Source organism: Nocardia sp. NPDC049737, from assembly GCF_040674755.1.
Lineage (GTDB): Bacteria > Actinomycetota > Actinomycetes > Mycobacteriales > Mycobacteriaceae > Nocardia.
Window position 1 is genome coordinate 81,248 of sequence record NZ_JBFANH010000009.1, and the last position, 19,784, is coordinate 101,031.

Genomic DNA, 19,784 nt, shown 5'->3' on the forward strand with positions numbered 1-19,784 from the left:
TCTCTCCTCTTGTCGATCCGGCAGCCCGATCGGCTCCCGAAACCGACCATGCCGGACCTGAGGTGAAGGTCTCAATAACCTCTGAGGTCATGGCCGAACGCACACCGCGCTGATTAGCCTGCCCGGGTGGCGGTAAATCAGACGGAATCGCGGGTCGGCGCATTGCTGCGCGACTGGCGGCACCGACGCAGGCTCAGCCAGCTCGATCTGGCACTGGCCGCGGACAGCTCCTCGCGCCACATCTCGTATATGGAGACCGGCCGGGCTAAACCCAGCCGAGCCATGATTCTGCGGCTCTGCGACGCGCTGGATGTGCCGCTGCGCGAGCGCAACACATTGCTGCTGGCCGCCGACTATGCACCCGCCTACCGAGAGAGCAGCCTCGACGACGCGAGCCTGGCCGCGGTCCGCTCCGCACTCGACATCATGCTGACCGCGCACGAGCCCTATCCGGCGGTCGTGGTGGACCGCTTGTGGAATGTGGTCTCAGGAAATAGCGCCATGAACCTGTTCATGGCCGATATCCCCGAAGCGCTGATGTCTCCGCAACCGAATGTCTACCGGCTGGTGCTGCATCCCGACGGCCTCGCGGCCCGCCTCGCCAACCTGACCCAGGTGCGAGAGTTGTTCCTGGAGAGACTGTCTCGCCAGGTCAATGCCACCGGCGACGCCGCACTCCGAACACTCTACGGCGAGGTCGTCGCCTACCCCCCACCGCCGGATTTCAGCGACGCACCCGATGACGATGCGGCATCACCCAATCCGTTCGAGGTCCCGCTGCGCATCCGAACTCCGTTCGGCGAACTACGCATGTTCAGCACCATGGCCACCTTCGGCGCGCCCGCCGACGTCACGCTGTCCGAACTCGCGATCGAATTGTTCTACCCACTCGACGAATTCACCGCCGCAGCACTGCGCGGATTCGCGGCGGATCAGATGAGTTGGAATCCGCTACCGACCCCGCCGACGGCGTCCACGGCCTGGAGTATCGGATCGATCGGCGCGAAAAATGCCGGTGAATGAATGGGTATCGCCGGGAAGATGCATGGAATATTGAATCCGACGCCGTTGATTCCGGTCAGCCGCCCCTGATTCATGCCGACCAGTCGATCACCGACGGTGACCGGCCCACCGGAATCGCCAGGCTTGGAGCAGGATTGGTTGATCGTCGTGCCGTCCAGCGACCCCCAGACCACACCGCAGTCGAATCGACTGCTGCGCCCGCTCGTGCACACCGGTTCGCCGGGTGCGGGTGCCGCACCGAATCCGGCGATGGTGGTCGGTCCGACATTGCGCACGGGCGTGACCTTGTCCGAATCGAATTGCAGCACTGCGAAATCGAGGCCTTCGCCGTCATCGGAGTATGCGACCGTGCCGATCACACCGGCATCCAAAAAGCGCTCGGCGCCGAATCGCGAGCCGGTCGGGGCGCAGTGCCCCGCGGTCAGTCCGACCAGGTGTCCGGCGCTGTCGTAGCCGATCGCGGTCAGCGAGCACGCGACGTTGTTATCGAAGACCAGGCCGGAACCGCCGCCGACCACGGCATTTCCGGCCGCCTGCGCGGTTGCGGCCCCCACGAGTCCCACAGCGGCCGAGCACATCGCGATCATTCCCAACTTCACGGCAACTACTCTCCTTCTCGAACTGGCCGACCTCGGAATCGACTCACGCGTCGACCAACCGCACACACACGATGGAGAGCCGCCCCGACAGCTGCGGCCACCCCGGAACTCTAGTTCAAGCTTCCGGTTAACCGCACCCATCGGGGCCAAACCGATCAGGCGTCGAGCATTTCGGCACCGAGCTCCCGGTCCGGATCCGGATCGGCCGCCGCGAGCGCCGAGTCCAACTGCACCGCGACCTCGCGAACATGCGGTTCGGTCATCATGTGCAGGTGGTCGCCGGGCACCGGGACCAGCGTGAAGCGCCGGGCGGCGTACTGCTCCCAACCGTTGTTCGCGCTGTCGAACATGCTGCCGACGACCTGGTGCGCGAGATCCACACCCGGCGGCAGGGCCTCCTCGGCGCGCAGCAGGGTGATATCGCGGTCATAGGGTTCGAGCTGGTACTCCAGCAACGCCGTGTAGTTGGCGTAGAACACCTCGTAGAGCCGCCGGATCGCCTGCGGTGAACTGTCGGCGGGCAGGATGCCGGAGCGGATCGACTCGGCGAGCATCGAATCGAAGAGCTTCTCGGTTGCGTGCACGTCGGGTTCGAAATCAACCAGCGCGGCCTTATTTCCGCGGGCGTACCACAGCAATTCGAGGAAGAACCAGCGAATGAGCTGTTCCTCGGCAATGGGTTCGCGGGCCTGCTGACGCAATGCCATGGTGTCCAGCAGCGTCACACTGGCCACCTCCCGCTCGGGCAGTTGCCGCGCCATCTCGAGTGCGACATTCCCGCCGAAGGACCAACCGGCCAGGTGGTAGGGCCCCTCCGGATGCACGCGACGCACCGCCGCCAGGTAGGACTCGGCCATCCCCACGATCGTCTTCTCCGGCGTACTGCCCGCATCGCCGCCCGCGGCCTGCAGGCCGTAGATCGTACGATCCGGATCGAGGTAGCGGGCAAGTGCCAAGTAGCACAGCACATTTCCACCGATCGGATGCACCAGGAACAGCGGCGGCTTATGACCGCCTACGGTGATCGGCACCAGCGGGTCGAATGTGCGCCGGGCATTTCCGGACCGGACCAGCGCCGCGAGTTGGGCGGCGGTCGGCGCGCCGATGAACAGATCCAGCGGCACGTCGACACCGAAGCGCCGGGACAACCCCATCACTACGCGCATGGCACCGATGGAGGTACCGCCCGCGGCGAAGAAATCGTCGTCGAGACCGATCGAGCGTAGACCCGCGTACTCGGCGAGTAGTTCGACCGCGGAGTGCTCGTATTCGTCGGCCGGCTCCCGCTGTGCGGCAACCGATTCCGGTGCGGATTCGACGATCGAACGCAATGCGCCGTCATCGCGCTTCCCGCTGGGCGTGCGGGGCAGTTCGTCGAGGAAGACGAAGCGCGAGGGCACCATATGCGCGGGCAGAACGCCGCGCAGATCGTGGCGCAGCGCTGCCAGATCGGTCTGCTCGGCATCGCCGACCAGGAAGGCGATCAGCGCGCCATCAATGCCGCCGAACCCCCGTGCCACCACGGCCGCCTCGGTGATGGTCGGATACTGCTCGACGAGTCCGAGGATGCACAGCTCCACCTCGGCGGGCTCCACCCGGAAGCCGCGAATCTTGACCTGACTGTCACTGCGGCCGAGGCAGACGAGATCTCCGGAGGCCAGCCGCACGCCGAGATCGCCCGTGCGGTAAAGGATTGCGCCGCCGTGAGTGGCCACGAACCGCTGCGCGGTCAGCGCCGCCCGGTCTTGGTAGCCCCGCGCGAGGGACCGGCCGCCGAGATAGATCTCACCGATCACACCGTCGGCGACCGGACGCAGGGCACTGTCGAGCAATTCGACGGTATCGCCGTCGACGGGGCGGCCGATGGGCGGCAGCGCCGGATAGTCGTCGGGTGAGCCCGCGAGCGTGAATATGGTCGCGACGTGGGATTCCGTTGGGCCGTATTGGTTTTCCAGCAATAGCCCCGGCACCACTTTGCACAGTGCGCGGATCTCGTCGGTGATGCGCAATTGCTCACCGGAGGACGCGAGTACTTTCAGCTCGACCGGGAACTTTCGCCGGGCGACCACGGCCTCGGCGAAGGCCTGCAGTGCGACATAGGGCAGAAACAGCCGCTCGATACCTTCGGCCACAACGGTATTCAGCAATTCATCGACATTGGAACGCAAATCCGCCGAACTCACCCGCAGCGTGGACCCCGCGGCCAGGGTCGTGAAGATCTCCTGGAACGACACATCGAAGCTCAATGGCGCCAACTGCAATGTGCTGGCCAGGTTCAGGCCCGATGGGCTGCGGTTTTGCCAGTCCACCAGCGTGGTCAGGCCGCGGTGCGGCATCGCGACGCCCTTGGGCTCGCCGGTGGAGCCGGAAGTGAAAAGCACGTAGGCGAGCGCGTCGGGCGAAATGTGATCCGGGACAGCGAAATCCATATCACTGTCAGCGGTCGGATCGAACACCTCCGCTGTGTCCAGCACCAGTCGAACATTGTCGACGATCTCGGCATACGCGGCGTCGGCGATCACCCGGTGCGGGCGGGCGCGGTCGATCATGAGATTCAGCCGGGCCCGCGGGTAGCTGACATCGAGCGGCATGCAGGCCGCGCCCATTCGCATGAGTGCCAGCACCAGTAGCACCAATTCCGGGCGACGGCTCATCAGGATGCCGATCCGGTCACCTGGTCTGATCCCCAAACCGTTGAGCCACCGGGCGAGTCGTTCGCTGCGCTCGATCAGGTCGTCGTAGGTGAGGCTGGATTCGTCGCCCCGGACGGCGACGGTGTGCGGATTGAGTGCTGCCGCGTCGGCGACCAATGTGCCGATATCGCGCGCGGTCGCCGGACCCGTGCCGCGGTCGATCGCCGCATCCGGATCCGCGACGATCGCCGCCAATATGCGCAGCTGAGTCACTGCCACGGTTTCGCATTGATCTTTGTTCAGCGTGTGGTCACCGTTGACCCGCACCCACATTCGGTCGTCACGCGGATCATGGGCCACCGTGACCAAGAGCTGGAAATTGGTGTCCTCGCGAACATCGAAGTCGTGCAGGGTGACTCGGTCCGTACCGAGGATCGGTGCGAAGAGGTGGTAGTTGATGAAGTTGAATGCCGTCTCGAAGGCAGGCCCGCCATCGGCCAGGATCGACCGCAGCGGATAGCGTCGGTGCGGGTAGGCGTCGCGATCCCGGCGCGCTATCTGCTCGACGGCGGCGCGCCAGGTGGTGGCGGTATCGTCCAGCCGCATCGGCAGCGTGTTCAGAAACAGGCCCGCGATGCTCTCCGCGCCTGCCCGATCCGGTCGGCCGTGGCTGACCACACCGGTGGTGATATCGGCGCGACCGGTCACCGTGCGCAAGGTCAGGCAGTGTGCCGCGAGGTAGACCGCCTTCTCGGGCACCTGGTGCCGAGCGGCGAATGCGGTGACCCGCTCGGCGAGCCGACGCGGCAGCACGGCGGCGGCCTGCGGTTCCTTCGCACCCGTACCCTCGTGGACACCCAGGGCGGTCAGCGCGGTCGGCTCGGCTCCGGCCAGTGCCGCGCGCCAGTACGCACGGGCCGAATCATCATGCACCACGGCGATTTCGGACTGCGCGTACTCGGCCAGGACGGTGGCCGCATGCGGCGTGTCATCGATACCGGTTTCGATCAGTCCCAGCGTATTCAGGTAGTCGACCAGCAGTTCGAGCACCGCGGTAGCGACACTCCATCCGTCGAGGATGGCGTGGTGGAAGCTGAGCACCAGATCGACGGTCTGGAGGGCGCTTTCGGACGGTCGCAGGAATACCCGCACCGCATGTAGTGGGGCGCGTGCGAGGTCGTACCGGGCGTGTCTGCGCTCCTGGGTGTAGTCCTCGACCTCCTGATCGGCCAGCACCGGATCGAGATCGGAGACATCGACGATCTCGAGTTCGTATTCGATCGCGCTGTGCACTACCTGGACCGGGACTGAATACTTACTCAGCTCGAACGAGGACCGCAGGGCGGGCTGACGGCGTACGAGCCGGCCGAATGCCGCGTGGAATTGTGCAGCGTCCCAGGGCATTTCGAACCGATAACGGAATACGTCCTTGTAGGTCACCGAATCCGTGCGCTCGATGCTGTGGAAGAGCATGCCGAGCTGCAGCGCGGTGGCCGGGAAGGCATCCTCGGCCTGATGCAGTGCGGCGCGGTCGATCAGCGGCACCGTCGCCAATGCAGCGGCGATGCGAATCCGGTTGCCGTCCGGACCATCCGAGGCGATCTGGGCCAGTTCGGCAATGGTCGGATGCTCATAGAAGGCATCCACATCGAAGAACAGTCCGGCGCGTTCGGCGGCGGTGCGCACAGATAGCGCGAGTATGGAGTCGCCGCCGTGGGTAAAGAAGTTGTCGTGTACACCGATGGAGTCGATACCGAGCACGGTCCGCCAGACCTGTGCCAGTTCGGCCTCGACCGGTGTCCGCGGTTCGGTCGGCACGCCGACGAAATCCGCATGCTGAGAAACCTCCGCCGCCCGTGCCAATGCCTTGCGATCGGTCTTGCCGTTGGGGGTCAACGGAATACGGTCGACGCGCAGCAGTCGGGTCGGAATCATATAGCGCGGCAGGCGAATCGCGATCTGTGCGGCGATCTCGTCACCGGTCACGTCATCGCCGACGAAATATCCGACCAGATGCAGTTCATGCGTCTCGGACTGCTCGTCGACGACGACCGCGGCGCGCACCCCCGTGCACCCCAGGATCGCGTTCTGCACCTCGCCGAGAGTGATCCGGTTGCCGCGGATCTTGACCTGATCATCGAAGCGGCCCAGGTACTCCAGGGTGCCGTCGGCCAGCCAGCGCGCCAGGTCACCGGTGCGGTAGCGACGACGGCCCGGCACGGTCAGATCGTCGACGAATGCGGCCGCGGTCAGGTCCGGGCGGCCGCGGTAGCCGCGCGCGACACCGACTCCGGCGATATTGAGTTCACCGGTTACGCCGATGGGCATGCGGCGTCCGGATTCGTCGAGCACCAGCAGGGCGGTATTGTCGATCGGACGACCGATAGGCACCAGATCGAGCGAATCACGCTGGTCGTTTCGAGCGACCTGCAAGCAGTCGCCGGCGGGTGGGCAATCGAAATACGAGACGTCCACGGTGGCCTCAGTGGGACCGTAGAGATTCACCAACTGCGGTGGCCGCTGCGCGACCGCGGCGAAGGCGGCGTGGAAGCGGCGAACCAGCGCGGGCGGCAGCGCCTCACCACTGCAGAACACCCGGCGCAGGCCCGCGATGCGCGGCACGATCGTGCGATCGGCCTCCAGTTCGTCTACGAAGGCCGCCAGCATGGACGGCACGAAGTGCATGACGGTCACCGCATTCGCCTCGATGGCCTCGGCAATGCGGCGCGGATCGCGCTCACCGCCGACCTCGAGCAGTGCCACCTTGGCTCCGGTGATGGCCCACCAGAACAACTCCCACACCGAAACGTCGAAGGTGACAGGCGTTTTCTGCAGGATCACGTCATCGGCGAACAGTGGGTAGCGGCGCTGCATCCAGGTCAGCCGGTTGACCACCGAGCGATGCTCGACCATCACGCCCTTGGGCACCCCGGTCGAGCCCGAGGTATAGATGAGATAGCTCAAATCGTGTGGGTGCGAGACATTTTCGACGGTGCCGGGAGGTGTGTCGGACACCGTGATGTGGGTGACGCCGAGGTTTTGGTAGACCCGCGCATGTTCGCTTCCGGCGACCACGAACCGCGCTTCGCAGTCCGCGAGAACCGTTTCGATGCGCGCCGCCGGATAATCCGGATCGAGCGGCACGTAAGCGCATCCGGCACGCAAAATGCCGAGCACCGCGATAAGCATGTCGGACGAACGGGGCAGCACGACCGCAATGCACTCGTTCCCAGTTGCGCCGAGCTCGTGCAGCCGAGCGGCGAAACCCTCTACCAGACCGGACAATCGGGCGTAGGTCAGTTCGCGGGAATCCGCGGACACCACCGCCACCCGTTCCGGATGATCGGCGGCCTTTTCGATGAACAGCCGATCAATGGTGGTGTAAGGAAATTCGATACGCGGACCCGCCTCGAAGGCCGCCACTTCGGCACTGTCCCGCGCCGAAAGCAGCGGCAGCGCACCCACCGGAGTCTCCGGATGGTCCAGCGACGCGGTGACCATTTCGCCCACGCTGCGCAGCGCCGATTCGATCGGAAAGCTCGCGTCGAAAATGTCTTTGTCGTAGAACAGCTGGAGGCTGAACGAGCCGTCCCGGCCGTTCTCCGCCGTGACGATGGTGAGCGCGTTGGTCACCGAACCCGGATTGTGCACCGTCCATTTCGAAATCAGTTCGTGGACGTAATCGGCATCCGGCAGCTTCGTGTGGGAAAAGGCGACGTCGTAGAGTGGCGGCGCGGCCGGATCCGGATTCAGTGCCCGGGTCAGCTCACCGTACGGGAAGCGCTGATGCTTCTTGAGCTTTCGAATCTGCTGGGTCACCTGCTCGGCGATCTGCCTGAGCGGCACGTCGCGATCGACGCGCACCGGCAGCGGGACGACATTGGCGCGGTGGCCCTGCGTGCGATAGGTCTCCGCGGAGTGCCGGTTCAGCATCGGGACGCCGATCACCACCTGATCGGTGCGGTGGATCGTCGCGAGATACGTTGCCACCGCAGCGGTCAGATACGCGAAAACGGTCACACCGGTGGCACGAACACGATTGAGGTACTCTCCCGAAATCATCGTGTTGTAGTGGCCGCGGGCAATTCTCGGCGAGCTGGTCCGGTTGGGGAACAGCGCGGGTTCGACGCCGTCGAGCGCGGCGAGCAGACCGTCACGGTCGGCTGTGTACTGCTCGGAAGCTCGGTACGTCTCGTCGTCCTCGACGATCCGCCGATAGGTGGCCACGGAACGGTCGGTGTGCTCATCGGCCGGCTCAGGCACCGCAAGCTGTTCGAGCGGAACATCTTTCATCTTGTAGCTGGTATCCAGCGTAGCGATGACCGGATTCATGCCATAGCCGTCGGCCAGCGCGTGATGGAACGACATGAACAGGAAGAACCGGTCCGGTCGATCCACCACCGCGGCCAGCCGCGCGGGCCGATCCGGAAGCTCCGGCGCGCCGACCTCGCGCCACAGCCATTCCTGGGTGGCGGCCTCCGGATCCGGCGCATCGGTCAGGTCGACGACCTCGACCGCCGGAATCTCATTCGAAATCCATTGGCGGAATTGGCCGTTCTCGAAGGTGAAGCGCAATCGCAATGCGTCATCGCTCATCAGGGCTCGCTGCCAGCAGGCGCGCAGCCGCGCTATATCCAGCGGCTCATCGATGCGCAGGCTATAGGTCTGCTGCGCAACGGGTTCCGGTGCCAGCCGGAATGCCAAGCCGAGTACGTCGCGCTGATATGCGCTGACCGGCCATGCTTCGATCGGTCTTTCGGGATTTGCGGTGGTTTTCGACGTCACAGTCACTCCTATCGCGACAGCCGCGGCACAGACCGTGCGCAAACTGTCCAGGACCCGCCCCTGATGACGCCGAAACGCAAAGCCGTTACCACTTGTATCCAGTTTTCAGATAGCGCGAATTACCGGCATCGACATCGATGCCGGGATTCGCCCTCGTTTATGGGTGCGAGTCGGTCAGATCACCGACAGCAATGCGCGCACACTCTCATCGGCAAGTCGCTCGGCGCGCCCACGAGAAACCGCTGGCTCGACATAGCCGAGGTTGAACGACAATTCGCCGTGTGTGGCATTGGCGGTGGCCATGATGAAGCCGCTCACCGACATGCCCGAGACGAATTGCGCGCCCGAGAGCTGCCACGCGCCGATCTTGTCCGGGAACGGGTAGCGACCCAGGTAGGTCATACACAGGTGACCTGGACCGCGGGTGTCCATCAACTTGACCGTGGATGCACTGGCGGCCACCGATTTCGGTGCGGCGACCTTCAGCAGGCGCAGTGCCGCGAGATGGTCGCGACGGTCCATTCGTGCGCCGTACTCGCGCTCGATCTCGCCGGCGATCTGCCACAGCGAGGACCACGGCGCGTATTTCGCCGGGGTCGCGATCATGCCCTGGTAGGTGCCGACCTCGGTGTCGGCGACCGCGCCGTCGAGGTGGCCGCGGAAGTTCACCGAACTGCCTACGGTGTACCAGGATTCGGTGTAGGTGCCGGACTCGCGTGCCGCCGCGATGAGCAGCGCCGCCGAGAGCGCGGCCTGCAGGCCGACGCCGTGACGCTCGCAACCTGCGGTCAATGCGTCGAGTTGATCGGCATCCAGACTGCGGTGCACAACCCGGCTACGTCGCCGCGACGGCGGGGCGAGTTCGGTCGGCTCGAGTCGCCGCGGCCGCTTCAGCTGCGACTTCTGGTCGCGCAGCAGCGATCCGACCGTGCGGCCGAAGCCCTTGGCGCCCTGGAACTTCGCCGGGAACAGCTGCTCCGGACCCGGCCGAACCGGGGCGGGCTCGAGATCAATGCCATCGCCCGCGGCGACCTGCAGCACCTGCTTGGCCACCGACATAGCGCTCTCACCGTCGGCGATCGCATAGTGCAGGGTGACGATCAGATCGCTGGTCTCACCGGTGGCATCCGCGATGAGCACGGCGCGCGCGAGCGGACCGGAGTGCCAGTCGAAGGGCTCGCGCAATTCGACATCGTCGACCTCGGCCAGCCAGGCGTCCGGACCGGCGGACTCGACCACACGCAGCGGAATCGGTGTCGGCACCGGCACGAAACGCGGTGCGCTGCCATCGGGTTCGGCTGCCACCGCGACACCGAGCAGCGGATGTCGATGCCGCACTTCGTCGAGGCCGATTCGCACCTGCTCGGCGGTGATCGAGCCGTGCACCCGCACCCGGGCCAGAATATGCAGCGGCGCAAGCTGATCCGCGATCCAATGCCAGCGCTCCACCGGAGACAGCTGGCGTGGCAGTCGCGCGGTCGGTCCCTCCAGCGGCGGGAACGACATCGGCTTACCCAATTCGCGCAGGAAGAATTCCGTGGGTGCGTGCCGGAAGTAGGTGTCGCGAGCCTTCACCAGTTTGGGATCGGTTGTCTGCTCGATCTTGCCGAGCGACCACGAACCGTTGACGAACATGGCCGTCCGCTCGGCGCGCACCTGCTCGTAACGACGCAGGCCCGCAACGGGATCCAGCGAGGTCTTCAGCGTGTGGGCGAGTACGACGGCGTCCTCGATGGCGGAGTTGGCGCCCTGACCGAGGCTGGGCAGCATGGGATGCGCCGCATCGCCGAGCAGGGTGACCCGGCCGCGACCCCAGCCATCCAGCGGCGGACGGTCCTGGCAGGGCACGGCGAGCACATCGGCCCAGTCGGTCTGATCGATGCAAGCGCGCACCTCCGGCGCCCAGTCGGCATAGAGCCGCTGCAAATCTTCCTTGGTGCCACGCCAATCGGCGGCCTCATCGCCCGGCATGGTCATGGTGCCCCACCAGTACACCCGGCCGTGGCCGATGTCGTGGATGCCGAAACGCATTCCGGTGCCCCAATAGTGCGCGGAGTAGCCGTGCGGCACGGCCGGATGTTCGAACGGGACGCAGGCCAGCCAGGCGACGAAATTGCCGGGGCGCGGTTCGGCGCGGCCGTGCAATTGGGCGCGCACCACGGAGTGGATGCCGTCGGCGCCGATCAGCAGATCGCCCTCGGCGATGCGGCCGTCGGCGAATTCGACGCGCACGTGCTCACCGTCATCGATGAACCGAGTCGCTTGTGCGCCAACATGAGTCGGAGTGTCGCCGATCGCGCGCAACAGGACCGCATGCAGATCCTTGCGGTGCAGGGCGACACTCGGTGCGCCGAGTCGCTCGTCCTGACGGTGCACCGGAAGCACTCGGATGGGGGTGCCGTCCGGGTTGTTGAAGCGGAAGGTCTCGACCTTCCCGCCACGCTCGAACAGTTCTTCCTCGATGCCGAGGCCGATCGCGCGCAACGCCTTGATTCCATTGGCCTGCACCGAAAGTCCGAATCCTTGGCCACGCAGCTCGGGTGCGGCCTCATAGAGCTCGACCACGAAGCCCGCCTGTCGCAATGCGGCGGCCGTCGTGAGCCCTCCGATCCCCGCACCGAGCACGATAACCTTGATCGGACTACTCATTCGAACCTGCGCTTCCATCGAATCACTCGACCGCACAGGACTCTTCATCGTTCGAAGCGACCACCGAGCAACGCTGCCCGCCAGCTCTCATCCCCCCGAGCAGCACTGTTCGAAGACCTTGGTTATCCCCGACCAGACAGGCGGGGCGGGATGCCTGTGCCTGACCGACCCGAAGCCTACCGCTATAACCGTGTCTGAAACGTTACCGTGTGAGATTCAACCCAAAGGGACCGGTTCGACAGGCCGAATCCATTGCGATGCGCCATAATTCACGGTTCACCGAAAAACATACGGGTTGGTCCGACGCTCGAGTCCTCAGAGGTAGGACGTGTCGTTGACCAACCGAACCGATGAACCGCCGTCGGGATAGAACTCCGCGATCGAGAGCGACGCCAGGTCCAAGTGCAGGCGGTACAGCAGCGACGGGCCGACACCGAGCGCCAGTTGCAGCAATGTCTTGATCGGGGTCACGTGGCTGACCACCACGATGTTCTGGCCGGGATAAAGGGCGAGTAAATCGCGGCGAGCCGCCTCGACTCGTTCGCGCACCTGATCGAAACTCTCACCGTTCGGTGCGGGAGTCGAGGGATCGCCGAGCCAGCGGGCGTGTAGTTGCGGATCTCGTTGTGCCGCTTCCTGGAAGGTGAGGCCCTCCCAGTCGCCGAAGTCGGTTTCGGTGAGACCGTCGAGTACGCGCACCGGAATATCGAGTGCGGTGGCGGCGGCTTCGGCGGTCTCACGGGCGCGGCCGAGCGGGGAGGTGACCACCGCGGCGATACCCCCCTTCGCGGCGAGCATTTTCGCGGCGCGGGCGGCCTGTTCACGGCCGAGGGCGGTGAGGGGCGGGTTGCCGCGCCCGGAGTAGCGGCGCTCTATCGAGAGGGCGGTTTGGCCGTGGCGCAGCAGCAGGAAGCGGGTCGGACGGCCGGTCGCGCCGGTCCAGGCGGGGGCAGCTTCGGCGGCGGTCGGCGTATCGCGTTCGGCGGCTTGGGTATTGGATGCGCGTGCCTCGTCGATCCAACTCGGCAGGTGCTCTTCGACGCTACGCGCGGAGGGCTGCTCATCGGTCCAGCTGAGCAGCTGTTCTTCGGCCTCGCGGACCTCTTCCGCCAGGTTGGCGGCGACCGCGCCCGCATCGAGCAACTGCCGCTCGGCGGCATGCACCTCGCCGATCAGCGTGGCGTCATCCATCGCCTCGTTCGCCAGCCGGTCGGCATGTGAGTTCTCGGCGCGTGGAATCCAGGTGAACGTCACGCTGTCGAATCCGGCGACCAGCCTGCGGGCCCGGTCGGCCAGCGGAATCATGGACGCGTGTTTGACCTTCCAGCGTCCCGACATCTGCTCGACGACCAGCTTGGAATCCATGCGCACCGACACCACGCGCGCACCCAATTCCGCCGCCGCCTCCAAACCAGCGATGAGCCCACGGTATTCGGCGACATTATTGGTGGTGATGCCGACGTATTCCTTGCGTTCGGCGAGGATACGGATGTGATCGGCGCCGAAGACGACCGCGCCGTAACCGGCCGGGCCCGGATTGCCCCGAGAACCGCCATCGGCCTCGACGATCACCTCGCGCTCGGTCATTGTTCCTCTCGTCCTCTTCGACAGCCGACCATCCGTCGCTGGGAGCGGACCGACGCGAGTACTGATACCCGCACCGGAGACCTCACAAACCCGATTCTTTGGTGCGCACCAGGATCGCACCGCATTCGGGGCACCGCACGATCACGTCCGGCGCGGCCTTAGTGATGCGCGCGATCTCACCGCGGTCGAGTTCGATCCGGCACGCGCCGCACCGGCGGGCCTGCAGCAGCGCGGCGCCGGTGCCGTGCTGGGTGCGCTGTCGGTCGTAGATGCTCAGCAGTTCGTCCGGGAACAGCGCGACCAGATCCTTGCGATCGGAATCGCAACGCCCCTGCGCCACATCGAGATCGGCCAGCGCCTCGTCGCGCAGGCGTTGCGCATCGGCCAGCTCCTGCTCGATCTTGCTGAGCCGCGCACCCGCGTGATCGTGATCGGATGCCGACGCCTCGCGACGCTCCATCACCTCGAGCAGCTCGTCCTCGAGCACCGAACGGCGACGCTCCAGGCTACCCAGCTCATGCTGAATCTCGGAGAGCTGCTTGGCGCCCACCGAACCGGCGGTCAGCATGCCGCGGTCGCGCTCCTCGCGCTTGCGCACCGCATCGACCTCACCCTCCAGCTTGCGGATATCCCGGTCCAGATCGTCGAGCATGATCTCGACCGCCACCGCCGCATCCTTGTGCGCATTCCGCTCTGTCTCCAGCCGTGCCACATCCTGCTGCTCGGGCAGCACAGTGCGCCGATGCGCGATCCGCGTCAGTTCGGCGTCGACGGCGGCGAGCTGGAGCAGCTTGGACTGGACAGCTGGTTCGACATTCAACGCGGACAAACTCCTGGACGCTGTGGACGGATGGAGGCACGCGAGCCACGGGCGTGGCGATGCCAGTCTTCAACCGTACCCCGGATGGCGGGTGATTCGGTCCGAGGGGAGTGGTCGGTGCGTCATCGACCGCGGAATAAGCGCGAGCTGGCGATGGTGGTGCCATCGGAACACAGATCCGACGTCTTTATCCGGCCTCTGTGTCAACTGCCCGGCGCGCGGGTTTTGATGGCGTCGCGGGAGATGAAGACGTCGTAGGTGCCCGGGGTGGCGATGACGGCGTTGCCGTAGGCGGAGCGGACGAAGGGGTCGGTCCACCATTTGTGATTGCGCATATCGTTGAAGAAGTCCTGGTCGTCGCCGTTGACGAAGATCTGGTTCTGCGTGGTGGCGACGCCGTCGAGGCGTTGGCCGTAGAGGCGGGTGACCTTGTAGCCGGAGTGGAAACCGAGGGCGTTCACCCACGGCTCCAACTCGACGATATTGGCCTGCAGCACCCATAGGTCACCCTCGACCTGATATTTCTCGTGCTTGTCGGGGTGGTGGTCGTCGCCGTAGAGGGTGAGGTCGACCTCGAGCCGATGGTCTTGGCCCGCAACCTGATTCACCACCACGTGCGCGGCCTTGACCTCCCCGCTCAATCCCAGGAATGTCTGTACGAGCGTGATCACCCACAGCAGCAGTACCGCGACGATCAGCAGCGCCAGTCCACCCGCGCCGCGCCCGAGCAGAACCCGCAATCCGACCTTGCGCACCATGACGAGCGCCGATATCAGCAACGCGACCGCGACCAAGATGATCAGCATCAGGCCGATCTGCACGATCCCGAAGTCCACCGGGAAATTCATGCGGTAGTTGTACCCCGATCGGGCGCGTCAACTCACCTGAACCACATACCAACTCCGGCAACACGCCCTGAACACGCCGTCGCACTGGATGGTTCGTTATCGGGTCACGCCGGTGGCGCTGATCGTCCAGGGGTCGGTGCGCAGGGTGCAGATGCGGGTTTCGAGGTCGGGCAGGGCGGTTCGGACTGCTGTTTGCGCCTGTGCGCACCATGGGAATTCGGTGGCCCAGTGGGCGGCATCGATCACTGCGGGGCCGCCGCGGCGCAGGTGTTCGTCGACCGGATGGTGGCGCAGGTCGGAGGTGACGTAGGCGTCGACGCCGAGGCGCGCCGCGGTGTTCAGATAGGAGTCGCCCGCGCCGCCGCATACCGCGACGGTCCGGATCATGCGATCCGGGTCACCAGCCGCGCGCACGCCCCAGATGGTCGCGGGCAGTGCGGCGGCGACCCGAGAGGTGAACTCGCGCAAGGACTCCGGTTCGGGGAGGGTGCCGACCCGACCGATGCCGAGCCCGGATGGCAGCGCCGCGCGCTCGGTGACGTGGTAGGCGGGGTCTTCATAGGGATGGGCCGACCGCAGCGCCGCCAGCACGGCGGTGCGCGCCGAGGGCGGTGCGATCACTTCGAGGCGGTCCTCGTCGACCTGCCGCAATTCCCCGATGGCGCCGATCGCCGGGTTCGCCCCTGTCACCGGACGAAACTGCCCCACTCCTGGCACCCGTAAAGCACACTCACGATAGGTACCGCTGCCACCGGCACCGGCTGCGAACAGCGCGGCCAGCACGGCATCCGCATCTGAACGCGGCACCTGCACCACCCAATTGTCCATGGCAGCTTGCGGTTTCGAATCCAATGGTCCGGTGACGGTGAGTCCGAGCGCCTCGGCCAGCGCATCGGAAACTCCCGGATCAGCGGAGTCGGCGTTGGTATGCGCCGCGAACAATGCGCACCCGGACCGGATGAGCCGATGCAGCAGAGCGCCTTTGGGCGTATCCGCCGCGACAGTGTCGACGCCGCGCAACAGCAGCGGGTGGTGCACCACCAAAGCCTGTGCCCGCCAATCGATCGCCTCATCCACCACGGCGGCAGTGGCATCCACGGCGAACAGCACCCGAGTCACCTCATCGACCGGATCACCGCACACCAACCCCACCGAATCCCAGGACTCCGCCAACTTCGGCGGATAAGCCGCGTCGAGCACCCCGATGAGATCCGCGAGCGTCGTCATCCGTCTACCTCCGTCTCCCGTTTTCCGGCCACACCAAGATCACCTGCCCACACTCGACAGTCCAGGACGAGCGCCCTCGCGCCCACACGGGTGCGGACATCACACGGACAACCCAGCTGGGTCGACATCAAACTCCTGCCGCACGGATTCCGGCGATCAACCGATCGACCTCGGCGGGACCGCGGACAGCAATGCGCAGGTAATCCGGTCCGAGGCCGGGGAAGGTGTCGGCACGGCGGACCGCGATTCCATGGTCTGCCAGGTGCTTTCGCAGGAGTTCACCGTCCGGCACGCGCAGCAATAGGAATGGTCCGTCAGCGGGGGTGTGGACGTGTATGCCCAGCGCGGTCAGTCGTTCGATCATCGAGTGGCGCTCGGCGGCGATCGTCTGTGCTCGCTGTTGTGCCGCGGCGACCGCATCCGGCTCGGCGGTCGCGGTGATCGCTTCCAGTTGCAGCGTGCCCAGCGGCCAGTGGGCGCGGCCGTGATTCAGGCATGCCAGCAGGTCGGGTGCGCCGAGGAAGTAACCACAGCGCAGACCCGGCAAGGCCCAGGTTTTGGTGAGGCTGCGCAGGACGAGGATGTCCGGTGCGGGCGAAGCGGCAAGTGACTGCGGTTCGCCGGGAATCGCATCGGCGAAGGCCTCGTCGACGACGATGATGCGGCCCGGTCGACGTAGCGCGCGGATGGTTTCGGCGGGGTGCAGGACCGAGGTGGGGTTGGTCGGGTTGCCGAGCACCACCAGGTCGGCGGCGGTGGGAACGAGCGCCGGGTCGAGGGCATACGGCGGTTCGAGTACGACGCGGGTCACCGGGATATCGGCCTCGCGCAGCGCCAGTTCGGGTTCGGTGAACGAGGGATGCAGCACCGCGGCCAGTCGCGGTGCGAGCCTGGACAGCATTGCGAAGCCCTCGGCCGCGCCCGCCAACAGCAGCACTTCATCGATCGCGCGACCGTGGCGGGCCGCCACCGCGGTGCGTGCGGCGAGTTCGTCGGCCGCGCTCGGATATCTGCCGAGATCGTCGAGGCGCGCGGCCAGGCGGTTGCGCAGCCAAGGCGGCGGCGCACTGCCCTGCACGTTCACCGCGAAATCGAGCATGCCGGGGCGCACGTCGACGTCACCGTGGTGACGCAGTTTCGCGTGATCGACACTCTCGGCTGACACGAGAAATCACCCTACGTGGCGGTCCCTCGGGACGACCGGCCAGAATGGCTGTCGTGGGTGAGTTGCACGTGTCGTTCGTCTGTACCGGCAACATTTGTCGATCGCCGATGGCGGAGAAGATGTTCGCGGTACACCTGTACCGCGAGGGGCTCGCCGACCGCGTGCGGGTCAGCAGCGCGGGCACCGACGGCTGGCATGCCGGACAGGACGCCGACGCCCGCACCAACGCCACCCTGGACCGCCACGGCTACCCGACCGGCCACATCGCCGCGAAATTCGGTAACCAACACCGCGACGCCGACCTGCTGATCGCCCTCGACTCCGGCCACGAACGCCGCCTCGCCACACTCGGCATCCCATCGGACCGCCGCCGCCTGCTCCGCAGCTTCGACCCCGCCGCCGACACCCTCGACGTTCCCGACCCGTACTACGGCGACACCGCCGACTTCGACCTGGTCCACGACCAGATCGCCGCCGCCATCCCGGGGCTTTTGGACTGGGTCCGTACCACCCTCGCCGCGCGCGGCCCGATCGCCGACAATGAGCCCGGAGATAAACCAGACCAATCAGTCTCTTATGTCCCAGACGGACGCTCGTGATGCGCCGACTGACCTTCCTGCTGCGCCCGAGCTGGCTGATCCTGGCCGTACTCGTCGCGGCCTTCGCTTATCTCTGCTTCACCGTGCTCGCACCGTGGCAGCTCGGCAAGAACACCACCACCTCGCACCGCAACCAGCTGATCGCCGATTCGGTGCACGCCGCCCCGATCGATATCGCCACCGTCCTGGACAACCAGAGCACCGATTCGCGCGCCGAATGGCGACGTGTCACGGCGACCGGCAGTTACCTGCCGAACTCGACCGTGCTGGTCCGGCTGCGCCACCTCGACGGCGCGCCCGGCTACTCGGTACTGGCCAGCTTCAAACTCGACGACGGCCGCATCCTGCTCATCGATCGCGGTCTCGTCGCGGCCGTCGACGGTTCCCGCCCACCGCAGATTCCGGACCCGCCCACCGGGCCGCAGAAGATCGAGGCGCGCATCCGGATGTCCGAGGGCGTCACCCCCGGTAAGGACCCGACGGTCCAAGACGGCTACCGCCAGGTGTACTCGGTGGACACCACGCAGGAAATGACAGTCCTACAGGAGCCCCTCACCGTCATCCCCACCGGCGAACGCGGCGGCTACCTGCAGCTCAGCGAAAACCAACCCGGAGCGTTCACCCCTACTCCCCTCCCTCAACTCGACGCGGGCCCCTATCTCTCCTACGGCCTGCAATGGTTGGCCTTCGGCATCATGGCTCCCCTCGGCCTCGGCTACTTCATCTATGCCGAGATCCGCGAGCGCCGCAAGGACAAGGCCACGGCTACCCCGGAACCGACCCCGACCAAAACCCCGACCCCCACACCGGCATCCACCAATGAGCAGCGCCTGGCCGACCGCTACGGCGGTACTCGCTGACCAAGTCCGCCACTGGGCGGAGTCAGCGCCGCAGAATCGACCAGAGTGCGGCGGTCAGGACCGCGCCCACCTGGATCGCCTCCGACATGCGTACAGCGCGCCGCAGATCCGCGACCCGAGGTGCGGGACCGTCACCCAGAGTTGGACGCAGTTCGGTGCCGTGCCGATATTGGGTCCGCCCGCCGAGCCGGACACCGAGCGCACCTGCCATCGCGGCCTCGACGACCCCGGCATTGGGGCTGGGGTGCTTGGACGCGTCTCGTCGCCACGCGTGCAGTACGTCGGCCGGATGTCCGCCCACCACAGGCGCCAAGGCGGCGGTGAGCATGCCGGTGATGCGCGCGGGCAACAGATTGGCCAGATCGTCGACGCGGGCGGCGGCCCACCCGAAGCGCAGGTACCGGTCGTTGCGGTAGCCGATCATCGCGTCCAGCGTGTTGATCGCGCGATACCCGAGCAGCCCGGGTGTCCCGGCGACCGCACCCCACAGCAGCGGCGCGACCGTCGCATCCGAGGTGTTCTCGGCAATGGATTCCAAGGCGGCACGGGCCAATCCGTCCGCCTCGAGCGCCTCGGGATCGCGCCCGCACAGCGAAGGCAATAGCGCCCGCGCGCCCGCCACATCACCGGACTCGAGCCGGTCGGCCATCTCGCGTCCGGCGCGCACCAGACTGCGCCCGCCGAGCACCGTCCATGCCGCCAGCGCGGTCGCAACTACCCCACCGCGCCGTAGCCCGAACCCGAACACCGTTGTCGCACCGACCAACACCAGTTCGTGCACAACCCCCGCCGAACGCCGATCGGTGTAGGTCACCCGCTCCAGCGCAACTGCCGCCGTACCGAATCCAGCCACCGGATGCCACCGGCGTGGATCACCGAATACGCGGTCGAGCGCGAATCCGAGCATCAGCCCGGCCGCCCTGGAAGTCCCCGTTCGCACCCGGCGAGGGTAGCCCGTCACCGCGCGCAACCCGCCAGCACGCCATGCG

12 protein-coding genes are annotated in these 19,784 nt (G+C 66.2%); 3 read left to right on the forward strand and 9 right to left on the reverse strand.

Going from position 1 to position 19,784, the window contains the following annotated elements:
• Nucleotides 1–126 precede the first annotated feature (126 nt).
• A complete protein-coding gene (locus tag AB0J47_RS14590) occupies nt 127–1,023 on the forward strand; it encodes a helix-turn-helix transcriptional regulator (RefSeq protein WP_364345392.1) in 897 nt (298 codons plus the stop codon).
• Here AB0J47_RS14590 and AB0J47_RS14595 read toward each other — a convergent pair.
• The 8 genes from AB0J47_RS14595 to cobC form a co-directional block, all read right to left on the reverse strand.
• Nucleotides 933–1,622 (reverse strand): S1 family peptidase, encoded by a 690-nt coding sequence (locus AB0J47_RS14595; protein WP_364345394.1) that lies wholly within the window; start codon nt 1,620–1,622, stop codon nt 933–935. The genes AB0J47_RS14590 and AB0J47_RS14595 overlap by 91 nt on opposite strands.
• Nucleotides 1,623–1,777: 155 nt before the next feature.
• On the reverse strand, nt 1,778–9,040 hold the full coding sequence (locus tag AB0J47_RS14600; protein ID WP_364345396.1) for an amino acid adenylation domain-containing protein: 7,263 nt from the start codon (nt 9,038–9,040) through the stop codon (nt 1,778–1,780).
• Nucleotides 9,041–9,214: 174 nt separating this feature from the next.
• Nucleotides 9,215–11,689, reverse strand: coding sequence for an FAD-dependent monooxygenase (locus tag AB0J47_RS14605; RefSeq protein WP_364345398.1), 2,475 nt, complete (start codon nt 11,687–11,689; stop codon nt 9,215–9,217).
• A 315-nt stretch (nt 11,690–12,004) separates the two neighbouring features.
• Nucleotides 12,005–13,276 (reverse strand): bifunctional RNase H/acid phosphatase, encoded by a 1,272-nt coding sequence (locus AB0J47_RS14610; RefSeq protein WP_364345400.1) that lies wholly within the window; start codon nt 13,274–13,276, stop codon nt 12,005–12,007.
• An 82-nt stretch (nt 13,277–13,358) separates the two neighbouring features.
• The gene (locus AB0J47_RS14615; protein WP_364345402.1) at nt 13,359–14,096 is read right to left on the reverse strand and encodes a C4-type zinc ribbon domain-containing protein; all 738 of its coding nucleotides are present in this window, start codon (nt 14,094–14,096) and stop codon (nt 13,359–13,361) included.
• A 203-nt stretch (nt 14,097–14,299) separates the two neighbouring features.
• On the reverse strand, nt 14,300–14,944 hold the full coding sequence (locus AB0J47_RS14620; protein WP_364345404.1) for a hypothetical protein: 645 nt from the start codon (nt 14,942–14,944) through the stop codon (nt 14,300–14,302).
• 96 nt (nt 14,945–15,040) lie between these two features.
• A complete protein-coding gene (locus tag AB0J47_RS14625) occupies nt 15,041–16,171 on the reverse strand; it encodes a Nif3-like dinuclear metal center hexameric protein (RefSeq protein ID WP_364345406.1) in 1,131 nt (376 codons plus the stop codon).
• 127 nt (nt 16,172–16,298) lie between these two features.
• Nucleotides 16,299–17,336, reverse strand: a complete 1,038-nt coding sequence (gene cobC, locus AB0J47_RS14630) for an Rv2231c family pyridoxal phosphate-dependent protein CobC (protein WP_364345408.1) — start codon at nt 17,334–17,336, stop codon at nt 16,299–16,301.
• 44 nt (nt 17,337–17,380) lie between these two features.
• Between cobC and AB0J47_RS14635 the strand changes: the two genes are divergently transcribed.
• Both AB0J47_RS14635 and AB0J47_RS14640 read left to right on the forward strand, forming a co-directional pair.
• Nucleotides 17,381–17,935: a low molecular weight protein-tyrosine-phosphatase gene (locus AB0J47_RS14635; protein ID WP_364345410.1), complete on the forward strand. Its 555-nt coding sequence runs from the start codon at nt 17,381–17,383 to the stop codon at nt 17,933–17,935.
• Nucleotides 17,935–18,795, forward strand: a complete 861-nt coding sequence (locus AB0J47_RS14640; protein ID WP_364345412.1) for an SURF1 family protein — start codon at nt 17,935–17,937, stop codon at nt 18,793–18,795. The genes AB0J47_RS14635 and AB0J47_RS14640 overlap by 1 nt, the downstream gene beginning before the upstream one ends.
• Nucleotides 18,796–18,817: 22 nt before the next feature.
• On the opposite strand, the gene AB0J47_RS14645 is transcribed toward AB0J47_RS14640, so the two are convergent.
• Nucleotides 18,818–19,735 carry a cobalamin biosynthesis protein gene (locus tag AB0J47_RS14645; RefSeq protein WP_364345414.1) on the reverse strand — a complete coding sequence of 306 codons (918 nt, stop codon included), beginning with the start codon at nt 19,733–19,735 and terminating at the stop codon, nt 18,818–18,820.
• Between the last annotated feature and the right edge of the window lie 49 nt (nt 19,736–19,784).